Source organism: Actinoplanes regularis (assembly GCF_900188005.1).
Lineage (GTDB): Bacteria > Actinomycetota > Actinomycetes > Mycobacteriales > Micromonosporaceae > Actinoplanes > Actinoplanes regularis.
Genome location: NZ_FZNR01000005.1, coordinates 220959 through 236643, shown reverse-complemented (window position 1 = coordinate 236643; position 15685 = coordinate 220959). Strand labels below are relative to the sequence as shown.

Genomic DNA, 15685 nt, shown 5'->3' with positions numbered 1-15685 from the left:
CACCTCCGGCAGACCCGAACAGCTGTTCGCGCAGTTCCTCAACCTGGCGGTCCGATACGGCCAACGGTCAGCGGCGGCGGGAACGCTCGCTCATTGACCGAACTCGGGCGAGGCCGCAGATGATCAGGGCCGGCGGCGGCTGGACGACCCGTCGGATCTGACGATCTCAACAGCGCTCCAGCCGATCCGTATCCATGTCGACGCGCAGCTGCTGGCCGCACCGGATCCTCGCCAACATCGCCGACCTCGGCGAAGAACACGGCCACCGCGTCCTCAAGGTCTGCGGCAAAGGCGGCAAGGTCGTACTGGTGCCGCCGCCACCGGCGGTAGTACGGGCGATCGACCGTGCCGATGAGCGAGCGTAAGTGCCCCGGCTGTCATACCCTTTCGCGGCAAATACCTCGATCGAGAGCAGGTTCAGGTGACGACCGACGACTTCCTCGGTTCTTTTTGCGTGGACATGCAGCACGGGCTACTGATCTTTCGGGACATCAACTCCGTGGACACCCACGAAGGTTGGGATGGTGATGCCGTGCATGCGGTGGCTGACTCCCTCTACCTGCGTGTCCAGCCCTCAGTGGACGGGCCAGTCTCGGTGGAGGTGTTCGGTTCCGACGAGCCAACATATGAAGGCATCGTTCTCTACGATGGCTCAATCACGTCGCGACACGGCGAGTTCGTCCTGCACGACCCGAATGACTGGATCTCGATGCGTGTTATTACTGATGAGGCAGGGACCGCCCGGCTCCGCGTAACCGGCGACCACAAGCTGATGCCGTCCGTTGTCCGTATCCAGCTCTGGTATTGATTTCGGCACGGCGGACCGAACGCCCTGATCTGCCGCGGATAGCGCCCAGCTGCGGCCCGCCGTGCGACGCGACGTCAACAATGGCGGGGACGCGAAGGCTTCATGGATCGCCCACCAAGGAGCAAGAAAGAAGATCGTGTCCGACCTGGCCGTCGCGTGCGGCGGCGTGGTCACGACGACCACCACACGAGCCAGGACCAAACGCCCGCATTGCGACCCCAACCTCCAGGACGGCATCGTCATCGGCGAGCGTCGCCCGGGTGAGTTTTCGCCTGTCGATACGCTGTCGATCGTGCGCCTGCCTCTTGTCGCCTCGGCGGTTGTGACCGTGGCCTACCTCGCCGTCTACCTCATCCTTTCGATCGTCTACCACCGCCGGTGGGATTCGCCCATCCGCGCCGCGCTTGGGCGTCGGCTCGGCACGCGGGTGGGCTGGCGACACCATGCCCAGTGGGCCGACCCGTTCAGTAACGAGGTGTCCGGCGGCTACCACGGTTGGGGCGCGGGCCCAGACTCCTCGCTGGGGCGGCAGCTCGCCGTGAACCTCGCCCACCTCGCCGTCCTGGTGGTGATCGGGGTGGGGCCCATCGCCCTGTACCTGCTCGTCGCCTTCACCGGCGTGATACATCCGGTCGTCCTCTGGCTGGCGGTGTTCGCCTTCCTACCGATTTTCGCGCTGTTCTGGGCGGGGCGGTACCGCTGGGATCGCGACTGATCCACGCATGAGGGCCGCGCCGCGGGTCCAGGTCCAGCGCATTGATCTGCCGCTGTCAGGCAAGTAGGTAGTCACGGATCTCCCGTGCAGGAATTCTCGGCCGCCTTGACAAGTCCCGATCGCGGTACCCCATCCCAGAGCATCCACAACGCGAGACGCGCCGATCAGTTAGGCGACTACCCGCACGAAAATTGCGTCGCCGGCGGCCGCCGCGGCGGCGAAGAGGTCCGCGACCTCACGTGCGTCCCGCGCGACGATCTCCACGATCTCGTCGGATAGTTCCGGCAGATAGAACTCTGCCGCGAGCGCGACCCGACAACGTTCAGCCCACTCCTCGAGCGGAGAGTTAGCCAGAAGATCCGATATTTCCCGTACGTCGTCAGCCTCGACCATTGACGTCATGAGGTCGTCGTTCCACCTGGACGGCCATAGGAGCCTCGATGCCGGGTGGTCGGGTGCCGCGAGCTTCACCAGCGCCGGGACCATTTCGCCGAAGGCTTCCGCCCCGGCGAGCAGCCCGGCCTCGACCGCTTCCTGGTAGCCGTCTTCGGCAAAGTGCGGCGCAAGCGCCCGGACTTCCGCCATCGAGCCGGGCGTCACGAAACCTTCCCCACTGACCCGCCGCCAGAAAACGTCCACACCCCCCATGACCACAGAATCTATCCGTTGTCCGCCGGTGAGTTGCCCAGGTCGCGGTTCTGGTGGCATCCCCTTCTGCCGCCGTCCGTGCGCGGCTACGGCACAGCCAGCCGGCCAGCGCAGCAGCCTGCGGAGAAGGTCGAGCACGCCCGGCTGCTCAAGGCCCAGGGCGACAGCCTCGCTACTCTCGCGACCAAGACCGGCATCCCGAAGACCTCACTGCACCGCTACCTCACCGGCGAGCCGACGGCGCAACCCGCGTGAACAGCATCCCTTCAACCGTTCGGAAGCTCGACGAGACCCAACCGATTCGTGGGCGGCGGTGCCGGTTGCATACCTCCGGCCGCAGAGCCGATCCGACGCTTGCTGAGAGCAGATACCTTGCTAATCCTCATTCCCGCACGAGGATGGTTCATGTTGCGTCTGTCTCGGTCTGTCCTTCTGCTGACCACGATGTCGTTGGCGGCCAGCCTGTTCGCCACGTCGAGTTGAGCACCCGACGGATCAGTTCGCGCAAGGTCGTCCTGACGGCCACGTTCCTCGCCCTGGCGGCCGGCGGCGCCGCGGCCTGCGACAACAGCTCCGGCGAGGAGTGGGAGTACGCCGAGGAGCCGGCCTACACCTACGACTCCGGCAACAGCGGCGGCACGGTCGTCGAGGAGCCGGTCATCGAGGAAGGGCCCCTCGACGAGGAGCCCACCGAGGAGGTGTTCTACTGCGCGGACGAGGAGGGTGAGATCGTCGACGAGGAATACTGCGACGACGACACCGGCCCGTATTTCATCTGGCACTCCGCGTCCTACTCCCGCGGCCTTGGGCCGGGTGCTTACCTGGATGGCGGTGACTCTTTCTCATCCGGTGATACCGAGAGTCGGCGCGCGTTCAAGCTGCCGACCACCGGGCGTGTCTCCAACGGCACCGTGAAGACCAACGTCGTGGGCCGCGGGAGCAGCGGTTCCACGGCCAGCGGCACTTCGTCGTCGGGAGGCTGACCGACCGCTGCGGCAGGATCTCAGCGCCACGGAACTTGGGAAATGACCGTATGCGCGCTGTCGACAGCAACCCGACGTCCCCTTTGCCGCGGTCAGCGCCTTCGGCGGAATGTGAGCCCGCCTTCAGCATGCTTCCTCGATGACCAGCATGGCCCGGTGATCACTGGTACGGAACTCCGCCAACCGAAACGCATTGTGTGGGGGCGCTTGACCGGCGAGGTAGGTCTCGACTCGTTCCAGCAGAGCTTTGCACTCCGGTCCGCGGACCTCAGCCGGATTGGGACCGTAGACGTGCAAGACCTGCAGCGCAGGGAGCTTGAGCAGCCTCCGCAACGCTGAACGTGAAAGCTGGGCTCCTCGCTTTCCGCGGGTGTGCCAGTGGATGCCTTCGCCGTCGATCCATCGGCCGTCGCGGATCGGCTGCGGCCAGGGCTGTATGACGGTCTCCTGTCCGTCAGCGGAGCTCGCATCGCGGACGGAATCGTCGAACGACGGACCATGTTCCCGGCGCTGACGCCCCATGCGTTACATCGTGCCAGGACACGCAGTAGCTGTCCGGCTCTGCCGCGCTGCGAGTGCGGCAGGGAGCGTCACGCCGTGCGACTTCCGCCGGCCTGATCGAAGCCGGGCGCTCGCTTGCGGCACGATGAGCGGACGCGGTGGGGTTTCCGCCACGGCCGGACCGGGCGGTGCCGGTTCCGCCGCGGCCCAGTGGCAAACCCGAAAGCGGCGATCAGCGCTGCTGCCGGGCGGTCGCCTCGGCGCTGATCGGCGTGAACAGATTGACCAGCGTGCCGTCGGGGTCGCGGAACAGCAGCGATCGGTTGCCCCACGGCATCGTGGTGGGCTCTTGAACGAACTCACCGATCATGTCCTGCAGTCGGGCGAACTCGGCGTCCACATCGTCCACCCGAAACTCGACGATCGCCGTGCGGTTGGCGGCCGGTTCGGCCGAGCCTTCGCCGAAGAGCTTGACCGTGGCGGCGCTGCCGATCGCAAGGGTCGCTCCCGGCAAGACGATCTCAGCGAAGTCGGGTGTGTATCGGCGGGCGGTCTGCCCGGTGACCTGCTCGTAAAAATCGGCGAGACGGCCGACCTGGATGGTGATGATCCGGACTGACGCAAAAATCATGACGTTCTCTCCCTATTGCACTCGGGCTTGGAGCACAGACTAGAAGCGATACCGGGCACATTCCGTCCGGTTTATGGGAGAATCTTGATCCATGCCAAGGCCGACCGCGCGGGTGCTCGCCCTCCTGGAGATCCTTCAGGGCGGCGGCACCCACACCGCTGTTGAGCTGGCCGCGCGCCTCGACGTCGACGAGCGCACCGTGCGCCGCTACGTCGAGCATCTGCTCGATCTCGAGGTGCCGGTCGAATCGGTACGCGGACGCCACGGTGGCTACCGGCTGGCACCCGGATTCCGGATGCCCCCGCTCATGCTGACCGACGAGGAAGCGCTTGCCGTTCTTCTCGGCCTGGTGGCGGGCCATCGAGCCGGCCTGGCGACCATGTCGAGGGAAGCCGCCGAAGCCGCAGCGGCCAAGGTACGCAGGGTGCTGCCCAAGACGCTCGCCGCGCGGCTGGACGCGCTGTTCGCGACCACCGACTTCACCGAACCTGACCGCGAGACAACCACACCGGAGGCGGCCGTCATGCTGCGGCTGGCGGAGTCGGCCCGGCAGCACCGACCCGCGGTGATCGCCTACACCGACCGCGGCGGCCGGCGCAGCGAGCGAACCGTGCATCCCTACGGAATCGTCGCGCACTCCGGGCGTTGGTACGTCACCGGCCCCGACTCAGCCTCAGGAGAACTGCGCACCTTCCGACTCGACCGGATCACCCAGGTGCGCTTGGCGCAGGGCACGTTCACGGTCCCCGACGGCTTCCGGCCCGCCGACCTGGTCCGCACGAGTCTGGCCAGCACTCCCTGGCGCCACGAGGTCGCCATAGCGGTGCAGGGCACGGCCGACGAGGTGCACGCGCGGCTGCCGCGAGGCATCGCCATCATCGAGCCGGACACCCGACATGGGACGGACTGGGTTCTGGTACGGCTACGGGCGCAGCGGCTTGACTGGCTTCCCGGCGTCCTGGCCGAGCTCGGACTGCCTTTCCTTGTGCACGAGCCTGCTCAGCTCCGCGACGTCATACGCGACTGGACCAACCGCGTCGCGGCCTGTGCGGCCGCAATGACGCCGCAGGAGGCGACTGCGGCCTGGTACGCGGCTACGGCTACCGCAACCTCGACGCCCTCACCGCAGCCATCTACCTCTGCCGGGGCGGAATCACCCTCGACCTACTCAGGTGAATGTGGGCTTTGAGCAGCTTGCAGAGCCCTGGGACGGACGGCGATAGTCGCCACCCGGACAGTCAGGTTGGCACCGCGACCATGAGGCCTCGCTGTGCTCGACGGTCAACCGATGCTTAGGGACGCTCAGTCATCAAAGGGACATAGCACCCAAGGCCAGGGGCGGTACCTCTGCCGAGAAGAGCGCACTCGAACAGGCGAGTCCGGCGGTCATTCGTGTCGGCACGGCTCGGCCCGTTGGTAACCGCCCAGAATCAGTCAGATCACCCTGCTGGTTGCAGCCCCGGGTTTGGGTTCTCTTGCTCAAACGCGGCAGTGTCAGCGTCGTATACGGCCGTGACGACGTATGTTGCCGAATGCAGCAACTCGGTCGTCATCGGCACTCCGGTGAGGAGTTCGGTCAACGCGAACGCGCGCTCGGTCGCGTCGGCATCGTCGCTGTCCTGACCGTCCGTGGCGAAGCCGGCGGCTCGCATTGCGGCGAGGAGGATGTCCGGGTGGCTGCCGGTCCTGTCGCCGGGGTTGTAGGGATCGAAGGCGACCTGGATATCGCCGTTCTTGACCAGTACGAACCGGGAGTCGTGTTCGACGTTGCGGTAGTGCGTCACCACGGTCGTCCGGGTCGAGAGTCGTTTGAGAAGGTCGTCCCTGAGTGCGAGTATCCCGTTGTCCTCGACAACCAGTGACCATCCTGGCATCGCAGCCACGACCATCACCGCCTCCCCACGACGCCGACCGGAGAAGGACGCCCAATCAGACCGCCAGCCTGTTGTGCCCAGCCGACGGCCACCAAGCTTCTGGACCACCTGACCCGGAGCAAGGCCAGCGATCCAGGTGAAGCAGAAGCCTTCGGTGAGTTCGCCGTTGGTCTCGAACCAGCCGTAATCACCGTCGGTGGCCTGGCCAGTCGGCTGCGACGCGGTTAAGCCTGACAGTGGTGTCTCTAGCGGCCCGGACGGCGCCGGATCTCCGGGGTGAGCCGGCTGTGCGCAGCCGACGAGTGCCGCCGCCAACGACGTCGCGCCCAGAGAAGCAAAAGTTCGCCGCCTCATACAGCCAGTGGACCATGAAAGAAGCCACCGGACAACGCCCTGACCTGCCGCGATTCGGTCGCTGCCCGGCACGAGATGGCATGCGCTTGTCGGCCTGCGCGGAATTCGCCGCTGTGTGGTCCGCTCTGCTTGCCTACCCCTCAGGGCGCCGTCCATGCCTTTCGCGATGTCTGTGGGAGATTGCGGATCATGATGATCAAGGCCAAGTGATGAGGGGTGGTACGGACATGGCGGTCTTCACGGAGGAGGAAGAGGAGCAAGGGCGCATCGATTGGGACGTGCTCCATGACGGCGGCATCGGCGCGTTCCAGGCGGCGAAAGCCCTCGACGGCGCGATCCGTAGTTTGCGTGAACGCGGCTATGGTGTCGCGGAGGTGTCAGGCCTGGCATCATCAGCCCGACCCGTCGGCGCCGAATCGCACCCGGCACCGGCCGATACGCTCCATCAGCCGGCCGCGTTGCTGACGGACCTGCTCATCCAGGTCTCGATGCGGTACTGCGGATGGTCGGCCAAGAACCTCGATGCGCTCTGCGACACGCTCCGCTACATCGACTTTTCCGGGGTGACCGGGTGGGTCCTCGTCCTGCGGGACTTCGACCGGTTGTTCGAAGCCGACGCTCGTTGGGCGGCCGGTGCGATCGACGTGATCGCACAGGTTTCACGTGAGCACCTGATGCGCGGCCACCGGCTCTTCGCGCTTCTGCACGCCGAGGGCCAAACTGTAGACCTTGGGAAGATCGGCGGATTCGAGGTGTGGTGGCAGTAGCGGCCCCGAACTGCCGAAATGCGGATGCGCGGGCATGGCCGCATCAGATATCCAGGTCCCGTGCCACAGCTGAGTCTTCCCGTTGAACGTGTGCATCCCTCGTTCCTGGTCGCGATGACAGAATTCCGCGCTGAGGGGCGCGGCGATCCTGCCGACCACACCATGACCGGCAGAGAGATACGCGAGTTCGGGCATCGGTGGGCGTCGCCCGAGGGCTTCGGCGCGTACGTCGGCTGGCTGCACTCGCAAGCGCTGGCGGACTCGCCCCGGCCCGAGGGTTTCGTGCCGTCGACCACGCTGTGGTGGGTCGAGGATGAGCACTACCTGGGCCGGCTGGCGATCAGGCATCGCTTGACCGCGTCGCTGCTCGAGGCCGGCGGTCATATCGGATACGACGTGCGACCGTCCGCACGGCGTCGTGGCCATGCGACCGCGATGCTGCGTGCCGCGTTGCCGGTGGCGCGGGGTCTGGGTATCGCATCGGCGTTGGTGACGTGCGACCTCACCAACGCCGCCTCGCGCAAGGTGATCGAAGCCAACGGCGGCGTCTTCGCGGATCAGCGTGGCGAGAAGCTGCGGTTCTGGGTGCCGACCAGCTGATCTCAACCGCCACGACGACTCCGGCATCGACGGCGCGAAACCTCACGGTCCTACCGTGTTCACGGCGGCGACGGCGATGCGTTCGCCGGGGAAGACGGCGAGCTCGCGGCCGGCGGGACGGAGCAGCTGAGCCTGATGGTCGTCGGCGCCGAGGTCGGCGAGCGGAGTCAGGCCGTACGCGCGCAGGCGGTCGGCGAACTCGGCCGGGTGATATGCGCTGCGCCAGCCCAGCCGCCGCGACCATCGGCGGTTCTCGCTCCGGTCGGCCTCGGCCCGCGGTAGATAGGTGAGAATCAGTCGGCTGCCCGCGGCCAGCCCGCCGGCGTAGGCGAGCACGCGATCGACCGCCTCGCCGGTGACGTACATGGTCACGGCCTCGCAGATCAGCAGGGTACGGCCGGTGCCCGCGCCGGCCAGCACGTCTGCCGCGTCCGGCGCGGTCAGGTCCAGCGGTATGTAGCTGACGTTGGCCGGCAGCGCGTCCAAAGCCCGGGCCAGGGTCGCCTTCTTGACGGCCTGCGTCGACGCCAGGTCGAACTCCCAGACCTCGGCGGCGGCCATCTCCGGCATCCGGTAGGGGCGGGTGTCCATGCCCGCGCCGACGATCACCACGCGGCTGATCCCGGTGGCGAGGGCCGCTCGGCAGGCGTCGTCGATGGCCCGGGTTCGGCAGATCACCGCACCGTAGAGGCCGGGCCCGGCCCGTTCCAGCGCGTGCAGGAACAGCCATCGCAGCGGGCGGCGGGCGGCGATCACCGACGGCCAGCCGGAGATCATCCGGGGCGACAGCGGGTCGTCGAACAGCCGCCGCGGGGCATGCTGCTCCAGCGCCCGCATCAGGGCGACGCCGTCCGCGGTCCGCTCGACGCGCACGTCAGGCCGCCGAGCCGGCCGAGGACAGATCGACGGCCATGCCCGGCAACCTGACGCCACACGCCGGCCCGGCCGAGGACAGATCGACAGTCATGCCCGGCAACCTAACGGCCCGGGCCCGACCCGTCAGCCCGCGGTCAGACAGTGCGAATTCACGAACGGCTCATCACTGTGGACAGTTCGGTCAGCACCCACGGCGCCTCGACCAGGGCCGGGGCGAGCTCGATCGGCGCGCGCACGTGGAACACCGTCGACTCGCCGGGCAACAGGGTGACGAAGCCCTGGTCGACGGTCGCCCGCGGGTGGATACGGTCGGGCTGCAGCAGGAGGTCGCGGGCCAGGCCCGCGGCGTGCACCCGTACGTCGAGGCCGCCGGGCACGGTCTCCACATCGACGGTGAGGCCCGGATCGTCGTACGAGAAATCGGCCTTGAAGAACAACGCACGTGTCCCGTCGAGGCGCGCGACCAGCGCGTCGACATCGGGCACCGGCACCAGAGCCACCGACCGGGCCGGTACGCTCACCCGCTCGGTCGCGATCTCGGAGCCGTCCACCGACGTGAGGTGCACGGTCCCGGCCCACTCGGCGGCGTCATCGTTGAGGACGGCCAGCACCGGGCCGCTGTCACGCGGCTGAATGGTGAGCGCCCGGCCGGCGTACATCTCGCGTAGCGCGAAGTAGAGCGGCTTGTACCGGCCGGCGCCGTCGATCGCCGCCCAGGAGGTGACCGGCCACAGGTCGTTGAGCTGCCAGAGGATGCTGCCGCCGGTGTGCGGCCAGTGCGATCGCCAGTGCTCGACACCGGTCCGGACGGCCCGCACCTGGTTGAGCTGAGTGAGGTAGTGCCACGCCTCGGTCGAGGAGGGAGTGCCGAAGTGCGGGGCGAGGCCGCGGGCGAGTTTGCCGTTGCCGTCCTCGGCCTTCTGATGGTGCAGCACACCGGGCGAGTCGGGCAGCATCGGCTCGTCGGAGACCGCTTCGCGCAGCGTCGTCCACGCGGGCGGCGCCTGCCAGCCGAACTCGGCGACGAAGCGTGGCGCCGAGTTCCGGTAGTTCAGATAGTCCTCACGGTTCCACACCTCCCAGGAGTGGAAGGTGCCGTATTCCGTGGAATTCGGCTCGTGCTCCCAGGATCCGGACCACGGGCTGCCGGCCTGGTAGGGCCGCGACGGATCAAGTGACGCCACGATCGCCGGCAGGGTCTCCAGGTAATAGAGCGAGCCCCAGGTCGCTCCAGAGGAGCCCCACCCCATAGCGCCGTGCAGCCACAGGTTCTCGTTGTTGCCGTTCCACGTGATCAGGCTGGGGTGCGGTGCGAGCCGGGCCACGTTCTCCCGGGCCTCCGCGACCACCTCGGAGAAGATCGGTTCCTCCTCGGGATAGTCGGCGCACGCGAACAGGAAGTCCTGCCAGACCATCAGCCCGAGTTCGTCGCAGACCTCGTAGAAGTCACGGCTCTCGTAGATGCCGCCACCCCACACCCGGATCAGGTTGACGCCGGCGTCGACCGCTTCGCGCAGCCGCCGTTCGTAGCGTTCGCGGGTCATCCGGGACGGGAAGATGTCGTCCGGGATCCAGTTGACGCCCTTGATCAGCACCGGTTCGCCGTTGAGGTGGAACACGAATCCGCCGCCGGTCCGGTCGATCGTGACGGTTCGGAAGCCGATGCGCCGCTCCCATCGGTCGAGCACGAAATCGCCGTCGAGCAGTTCGACCCGCAGGTCGTGAAGAGCCGCCTCGAGCGGTTTCCAGGGAGTCACCGCACCGACCTCGACGCTCGCGTGCGCATTCTTTTCAAGACCGTCGATTGCCAGTACGGACATCTCCCGCCCGCCGAGCAGAACGCGAACGCGCAGGTCCCGTGCACGGGTGCGCTCGATGTCGACGCTCAGGTCGAGCCGGCCGGCACCGTCGAAGGTCGCGAGGGGCCGCACCGACGCCAGTCGTGCGGTGCTCCAGCCCTCGAGCCGCACCGGCCGCCAGATGCCGGCGGTGACGAGCGTGGGCCCCCAGTCCCAGCCAAAACCGCAGGCCATCTTGCGGATGAAGTTGAACGGCTCCGGGTACGCGTTGTCCCGCGCCCCGAGCAGGTCACGCACCTGTTCGGCCTCGGTGTACGCCGAGGTGAACCGCACGTTCAGCGGCTGCGGACCGTCGGCGAGCAGGCCGGTGACGTCGTAGCGGTAGCTGCGGTGCATGTTGCGGGTCGTGCCGATCTCGACCCCACCGAGTGCGATCGCGGCGACCGTGTCGAGGCCGTCGAAGACCAGGTCGACGCGTTCGTGCGCGGGTCCGGTCCAGGCCACGTCGCGCCGGTACTGCCAGTCGGTGCGCCCGACCCAGGCGACCGCCTTCTCGTTGTCGTCCAGGAACGGATCGGGCAGCCGGCCGTCGTTCATCAGGTCGACGTGCACACAGCCGGGAACGGTCGCCGCAATGGCGGGGTCGTCGGCCTTCTCGCGCAGTTCCCAGGGTCCGCCGAGGTCTTCGATATGCAGCATGTGCACGTCCTTTGTCACTTGGTGGCTCCGGCGGTGATGCCGTTGTAGATGAAGCGCTGCAGCAGCAGGAAGATCACCACGGTCGGGATGATGACGATCATCGTGCAGGCGGCGATCGTCTCCCATTGCGCTCCGTAGGGGCCTTTGAAGCGGAACAGCGCGGTCGAGATGACGCTCAGGTTCGGCGAGCGCAGGTAGAGGAAGGGAATGTAGAACTCGTTGTAGATCGCGATGCCCTTGATGATCACCACGGTGGCGATCGCCGGTTTCATCAGCGGCAGGATCACCTTGCGGTAGACGGTGAACCGGTTGGCGCCGTCGATCATCGCGGCCTGGTCGATGCTCTGCGGGATGGACTGCATGAACTGGATGAAGATGTAGATGGACACGATGTCGGTGCCCATGAACAGCACGATGGCCGACCACGGGGTGTTGACGAGGCCCATCGACTTGACGATCTGATAGGTGGCGACCTGGGTGGTGACTCCGGGCACCAGCGCCGCGACCAGGAAAAGGCCGAGGACGAGACGTTTGAAGGGAAAGACGAAACGGCTTATGGCGTACGCGGCGAGCGTCCCGACCGCGACGGTGCCGGTCAGTGAGACCACCAGGATGAACGTCGTGTTCCAGAATCCGCGCAGCATGTCGCCGGCGGTCCACGCGGTCGCGAAATTATGGAAGTTGAGCCAGTTCCTCGGCGGGGTCAGCGGGCCGGTGGTGTTGTACTCGGCGTGCGTCTTGAACGCCGCGAACAGCACGACCACGAGCGGGATGAGGACCGCCAGCGACGCCAGGATCAGGGAGGCGTACTTGGCGGCGCGCGCCACTCTGCTCACGACAGGGTCACCTCTTCGTCGGGTAGCACCCGGCGCTGGATCCAGGTCAGCAGCAGCACGATCAGCAGCAGCACGACCGCCATGGCCGAGGCCAGGCCGATCTGCCGGAACTGGAAGGCCGTCTGATATGCCTGGACGACGAACGTGCGGGTGCCGTTCGCGCCGCCGGTCATGATGAACGGGATCTCGAAGACACTCAGGCTGCCGGAGATCGCCAGGATGAAGGAGAGGCTGATGATCCGCCGGATGCCGGGCGCGATGATGTGCCGGAACTGGTGCCACCGGTTCGCGCCGTCGATCTCCGCGGCCTCGTAGATCTCGCCGGGGATCGACTGGATCGCGCCGAGGAACAGCACGAAGTTGAGCCCGGTGAACCGCCACACCGACGTACCGGCCAGGGAGATGTTGGCGAGGTCCGGGTCACCGAGCCACAGCCGGGTGTGCTCGCCGAGGCCGAGCATTCCCATCAGCGTGTCGAGGGTGCCTTCGGGCTGGAACAGGTAGAGGAAGACGAAGCCGACCGCGACACCGTTGAGCAGGTAGGGGAAGAACAGGATGCCCTTGAACAGGTTGCGGAACCGGACGTTGAACGACAGCACGACCGCGAAGTAGAGGGCGATCGCGATCTGCGCGAACGACGCGGCGAAGTAGTAGAGGCCGATCAGGAAGACCCGCCGGTACTGGTCGTCGGTGAACACGCGGGCGTAGTTGTCGAAGCCGGCCGGGTCCATCGTGGGATCGAGGCCGTCCCACTTGTGGAAGCTGTACCAGAGCATGTTGCCGACCGGTACGTAGGTGAACGTGATCAGCAGGATCAGCGCCGGTAGGACGTACAGCCCAGGGGTCCGGAAGATCTTGGTCCCGGGCCGGGCCCGGCCCGCCTGGACGGCGGGCCGGACGGCGGTGAGCTGGGCGGACATTACTTCAGGACCTGGGATCGGGCGGCGCTCCACCGCTTGTTCAGGTCGGCGAAGAAGGAGTCCTTGTCGCCCTTGGCGGCGCCGCGGGCGACGTCGACCAGCTTCTGCCGGTAGATCTCGCCCTTGAGGTCGATCTCCGACTCCTTGATGATCTCGTCCTCCCTGCCGGAGTTGGTGGTCGCCGCTGGGACCTCCAGCAGTTCGACGCCGGTCGCGGTGAACGCCTGCAGGCTCGCCGGCAGCGGCTGGTCGATGGCCGGCGGGATGGCCTGCTGATCGGTGGCGAAGCCGGACTCGTTGACGAAGAAGTCCAGCCAGGCCTTCGCGGTGGCCTTGTTCCCGGAGTTCCTGCTGACCGCGCCGAGCTTGTCGCCGTCGATGGTGGCGTGGAACTTCCCGCCGGTCCGATACGGGAACGGCCAGAAGCCGATGTCGTCGGGGTTCGAGCCGGCGGCCTTGGCGGCGTCCTGCATCTGCGGGACCGCCCAGGAGCCGAGCAGCATGGTCGCGATCTTGCCGGTGGCGAGCATCGGCTTGGAGCTCTCCCAGTTGGTGGTCAGCGGGTCCTTCTCGCTGAGCTTCTGGTTCACGATGTCGAAGAGCAGGCCGTCGGTGATGTGCTGGATCTTGCCGGGCTGCCACGGGTTCGGGTCGGCCGGGAACTTGTCGTTGATCTGCGGGTCGGCGAAGACGGCGCGCTGGTTGTTCCACTCGCCCAGCGGCCAGGCGTCCTTGTAGTTGGTGTAGTACGGCACGGCCCCGGTCTTCGCGGCGACGGCCTTGAGCCCGGCGACGAACTCCTCCGGCGTCTTCGGCGGCGCGGTGATCCCGGCCTGCGCCCAGATCCGCTTGTTGATGACGAAGCCCTTGGCGATGCCGCCCAGCGACAGGCCGTACACCTGGCCGTTCAGGGTCGCCGGGCTGGTGAACCGGTACTTCGCCGCGAGATCGGCCGCGGTCCCGAGCGGCTCGAAGAACTGGCTGTACTGATCGAGGGCGACAGTGTTCGGGATCATCAGCACGTCGCCGTAGTCGCCGCTGCTGAGCTGGGTGGTGACGTCGTTGTCGTAGTTGGTCACGCCCTGGAAGGTGACCTTCGTACCGGGATACTTGGCCTCGAACTTCTTGGCGTACTCCGGCAGCGTCGTGCCGACCAGGTCGGTCCGGTTGGTCAGCACGGTGATACTGCCCTTGACCTCGCCGGAGAAGTCGCCGGTGGCGGTGTCGTCGCTGCCGGCCCCGCCGGTGCAGCCGGCCGCGAGGGCCAGGGTGGCCGCCGCGCCGAAGCCGAGCAACTGCCTTCTATTGATCATGCGGATGTCCGTCCTGCTGGAGTCAGCGAGGGCGGTGTGTCGCTACCGCCCGGTGGAGCGCCCAGCATCGGACGGCCCTCACGGGCGTGTCAAGATTAGATTATTAATTTATTAGATGTTGTACGGTGGTCGGCACCCGCCTCCGGCGGCGTCCCTTCTGCGGGCCGGCCTTCTCCACCAGCCCCCTGGGTAACGTCATCCCGATCGACGGCGGCTCCGGCTTCCACCTGCACTTCCTCGGGCCGTGGCTGATCGACTGGAGGCTGGACAACCGCAGCGCGATGGCACGGATCCCCCCGGAGCCGGGCGCGGCGTCCCGGCCGGAACCGCGCCTGCTCGCCGGCCATGGATATTCAAGTGCGGCCCGAGGCCGTCTGTGGAGATCATGGCCGGATGTGGCGATTGCCGTTCTTCGAAGCGCTGGGCAATGCGCAGCGCGTTCTGATAGCCGGAGCCGGAGGCGGTTTCGACGTCTACGCCGGTCTGCCACTCGGACTGGCTCTCCTCGGCGCGGGCAAGACGGTGCATTTCGGGAATCTGTCACTGGTGAACCTGCACGCCCTGGACAAGGGCGTGTGGTTGGAGCCCGGCGTGGCGGCGATAACCGGGGAGACGGCCGCTCACGAGAGCTACTTCCCGGAGCGGACTCTCGCTCGCTGGCTGGCGTTGCACGCACTGCCCTCCACCGTCTACGCGTTTCCTCGGACCGGGGTGCGGCCACTTCGCAGCGCCTATCGGCGACTCGCGAAACGGCTTGATCTCGACGCGATCGTGCTCGTCGACGGTGGCACCGACATCCTCATGCGCGGTGACGAGGCCGCGCTGGGGACACCGGTCGAGGACGCGACAAGCCTTGCCGCGGCAGTCGGCACATCGGTGCCGACCAAGCTGGTGGCGTCCATCGGGTTCGGAGTGGACGCCTACCACGGGATCAATCACGTCCAGGTCTTGGAGAACATCGCCGCGCTCGACCGCGCCGGCCATTACCTGGGAGCTTTCACCGTACCGTCGCACGGGCGGGAGGCCGCGCTCTATCGCGACGCGGTCGAGCATGCCCGGATCAACACACCCGGCCGAGCAAGCATCGTCAACGGCCAGATCGCCGCGGCACTGGCCGGAACCGCCGGAGACGTGCCGCTGGACGGGCGAACGGCGGGGACACCGTTGTTCGTCAATCCGCTGATGGCGATGTACTTCACGTTCGACCTGGCCGGATTGGCGGCACACTCGTTGTACCTGGACCGCATCCGGACCACCGACGACATGCTCCAGGTCAGCCACATCATCGAACGATTCAGGGACGAGATCGAGCCCCGGCCGAGAGTCCCCTTCCCCCACTGACGCCCTCCCCCAGCCCGGTT

18 protein-coding genes are annotated in these 15685 nt (G+C 67.0%); 9 read left to right on the top strand and 9 right to left on the bottom strand.

From position 1 onward, the window contains the following. Positions 1 to 194: 194 nt before the first annotated feature. The 3 genes from CHC09_RS46310 to CHC09_RS16115 all read left to right on the top strand — a co-directional run bounded on the left by CHC09_RS46310 (position 195) and on the right by CHC09_RS16115 (position 1523). The gene (locus tag CHC09_RS46310) at positions 195 to 365 is read left to right on the top strand and encodes a hypothetical protein (protein ID WP_179277125.1); all 171 of its coding nucleotides are present in this window, start codon (positions 195 to 197) and stop codon (positions 363 to 365) included. A gap of 56 nt (positions 366 to 421) precedes the next feature. After that, positions 422 to 808, top strand: a complete 387-nt coding sequence (locus CHC09_RS16120) for a hypothetical protein (RefSeq protein ID WP_089293916.1) — start codon at positions 422 to 424, stop codon at positions 806 to 808. 136 nt (positions 809 to 944) lie between these two features. Beyond that, a complete protein-coding gene (locus CHC09_RS16115; RefSeq protein ID WP_089293915.1) occupies positions 945 to 1523 on the top strand; it encodes a hypothetical protein in 579 nt (192 codons plus the stop codon). A 168-nt stretch (positions 1524 to 1691) separates the two neighbouring features. On the opposite strand, the gene CHC09_RS16110 is transcribed toward CHC09_RS16115, so the two are convergent. Beyond that, positions 1692 to 2171: a hypothetical protein gene (locus CHC09_RS16110; RefSeq protein ID WP_143232368.1), complete on the bottom strand. Its 480-nt coding sequence runs from the start codon at positions 2169 to 2171 to the stop codon at positions 1692 to 1694. 18 nt (positions 2172 to 2189) lie between these two features. Here CHC09_RS16110 and CHC09_RS47605 point away from each other — a divergent pair, with 18 nt between their 5' ends. Both CHC09_RS47605 and CHC09_RS16100 read left to right on the top strand, forming a co-directional pair. Then, entirely contained in the window at positions 2190 to 2426 is a 237-nt protein-coding gene (locus tag CHC09_RS47605; RefSeq protein ID WP_239138237.1) for a helix-turn-helix domain-containing protein, read from the top strand. A gap of 224 nt (positions 2427 to 2650) precedes the next feature. After that, complete coding sequence (locus CHC09_RS16100) at positions 2651 to 3154, top strand: hypothetical protein (RefSeq protein ID WP_089293913.1); 504 nt, start codon at positions 2651 to 2653, stop codon at positions 3152 to 3154. Positions 3155 to 3277: 123 nt separating this feature from the next. Here CHC09_RS16100 and CHC09_RS45195 read toward each other — a convergent pair whose 3' ends face one another. Further along, complete coding sequence (locus CHC09_RS45195; protein ID WP_143232367.1) at positions 3278 to 3676, bottom strand: hypothetical protein; 399 nt, start codon at positions 3674 to 3676, stop codon at positions 3278 to 3280. A 211-nt stretch (positions 3677 to 3887) separates the two neighbouring features. Then, positions 3888 to 4286, bottom strand: coding sequence for a VOC family protein (locus CHC09_RS16095; RefSeq protein WP_089293912.1), 399 nt, complete (start codon positions 4284 to 4286; stop codon positions 3888 to 3890). 91 nt (positions 4287 to 4377) lie between these two features. On the opposite strand from CHC09_RS16095, the gene CHC09_RS16090 reads away from it, so the two are divergent. Then, entirely contained in the window at positions 4378 to 5475 is a 1098-nt protein-coding gene (locus CHC09_RS16090; RefSeq protein WP_089293911.1) for a helix-turn-helix transcriptional regulator, read from the top strand. Between the two features lie 250 nt (positions 5476 to 5725). Here the strand turns inward: CHC09_RS16090 and CHC09_RS47600 are convergent, their stop codons facing one another. Next, positions 5726 to 6514, bottom strand: coding sequence for a DUF6461 domain-containing protein (locus tag CHC09_RS47600; RefSeq protein WP_239138236.1), 789 nt, complete (start codon positions 6512 to 6514; stop codon positions 5726 to 5728). A 227-nt stretch (positions 6515 to 6741) separates the two neighbouring features. On the opposite strand from CHC09_RS47600, the gene CHC09_RS16080 reads away from it, so the two are divergent. Both CHC09_RS16080 and CHC09_RS16075 read left to right on the top strand, forming a co-directional pair. After that, entirely contained in the window at positions 6742 to 7281 is a 540-nt protein-coding gene (locus CHC09_RS16080) for a barstar family protein (RefSeq protein ID WP_179277124.1), read from the top strand. A 60-nt stretch (positions 7282 to 7341) separates the two neighbouring features. After that, complete coding sequence (locus CHC09_RS16075; RefSeq protein WP_089293908.1) at positions 7342 to 7881, top strand: GNAT family N-acetyltransferase; 540 nt, start codon at positions 7342 to 7344, stop codon at positions 7879 to 7881. Between the two features lie 42 nt (positions 7882 to 7923). Here the strand turns inward: CHC09_RS16075 and CHC09_RS16070 are convergent, their stop codons facing one another. The 5 genes from CHC09_RS16070 to CHC09_RS16050 all read right to left on the bottom strand — a co-directional run bounded on the left by CHC09_RS16070 (position 7924) and on the right by CHC09_RS16050 (position 14324). Continuing rightward, positions 7924 to 8754, bottom strand: a complete 831-nt coding sequence (locus CHC09_RS16070; protein ID WP_089293907.1) for a class I SAM-dependent methyltransferase — start codon at positions 8752 to 8754, stop codon at positions 7924 to 7926. Between the two features lie 152 nt (positions 8755 to 8906). Next, positions 8907 to 11255, bottom strand: coding sequence for a glycoside hydrolase family 2 protein (locus CHC09_RS16065; RefSeq protein WP_089293906.1), 2349 nt, complete (start codon positions 11253 to 11255; stop codon positions 8907 to 8909). Positions 11256 to 11269: 14 nt separating this feature from the next. Next, entirely contained in the window at positions 11270 to 12091 is an 822-nt protein-coding gene (locus CHC09_RS16060) for a carbohydrate ABC transporter permease (protein WP_089293905.1), read from the bottom strand. Continuing rightward, positions 12088 to 13011: a carbohydrate ABC transporter permease gene (locus CHC09_RS16055; protein ID WP_089293904.1), complete on the bottom strand. Its 924-nt coding sequence runs from the start codon at positions 13009 to 13011 to the stop codon at positions 12088 to 12090. The genes CHC09_RS16060 and CHC09_RS16055 overlap by 4 nt, the downstream gene beginning before the upstream one ends. Further along, complete coding sequence (locus CHC09_RS16050) at positions 13011 to 14324, bottom strand: ABC transporter substrate-binding protein (RefSeq protein WP_089293903.1); 1314 nt, start codon at positions 14322 to 14324, stop codon at positions 13011 to 13013. The genes CHC09_RS16055 and CHC09_RS16050 overlap by 1 nt, the downstream gene beginning before the upstream one ends. Before the next feature lie 393 nt (positions 14325 to 14717). On the opposite strand from CHC09_RS16050, the gene CHC09_RS16045 reads away from it, so the two are divergent. Then, the gene (locus CHC09_RS16045) at positions 14718 to 15665 is read left to right on the top strand and encodes a DUF1152 domain-containing protein (RefSeq protein WP_089293902.1); all 948 of its coding nucleotides are present in this window, start codon (positions 14718 to 14720) and stop codon (positions 15663 to 15665) included. Positions 15666 to 15685 lie beyond the last annotated feature (20 nt).

Coding starts and splice junctions, on each gene's coding strand:
- CHC09_RS16045 (WP_089293902.1), top strand. CDS start 14,718: ATGTGGCGATTGCCGTTCTTCGAAGCGCTGGGCAATGCGCAGCGCGTT.
- CHC09_RS45195 (WP_143232367.1), bottom strand. CDS start 3,676: ATGGGGCGTCAGCGCCGGGAACATGGTCCGTCGTTCGACGATTCCGTC.
- CHC09_RS46310 (WP_179277125.1), top strand. CDS start 195: ATGTCGACGCGCAGCTGCTGGCCGCACCGGATCCTCGCCAACATCGCC.
- CHC09_RS16110 (WP_143232368.1), bottom strand. CDS start 2,171: ATGGGGGGTGTGGACGTTTTCTGGCGGCGGGTCAGTGGGGAAGGTTTC.
- CHC09_RS47600 (WP_239138236.1), bottom strand. CDS start 6,514: ATGAGGCGGCGAACTTTTGCTTCTCTGGGCGCGACGTCGTTGGCGGCG.
- CHC09_RS16050 (WP_089293903.1), bottom strand. CDS start 14,324: ATGATCAATAGAAGGCAGTTGCTCGGCTTCGGCGCGGCGGCCACCCTG.
- CHC09_RS16080 (WP_179277124.1), top strand. CDS start 6,742: ATGGCGGTCTTCACGGAGGAGGAAGAGGAGCAAGGGCGCATCGATTGG.
- CHC09_RS16095 (WP_089293912.1), bottom strand. CDS start 4,286: ATGATTTTTGCGTCAGTCCGGATCATCACCATCCAGGTCGGCCGTCTC.
- CHC09_RS16055 (WP_089293904.1), bottom strand. CDS start 13,011: ATGTCCGCCCAGCTCACCGCCGTCCGGCCCGCCGTCCAGGCGGGCCGG.
- CHC09_RS16065 (WP_089293906.1), bottom strand. CDS start 11,255: ATGCTGCATATCGAAGACCTCGGCGGACCCTGGGAACTGCGCGAGAAG.
- CHC09_RS16090 (WP_089293911.1), top strand. CDS start 4,378: ATGCCAAGGCCGACCGCGCGGGTGCTCGCCCTCCTGGAGATCCTTCAG.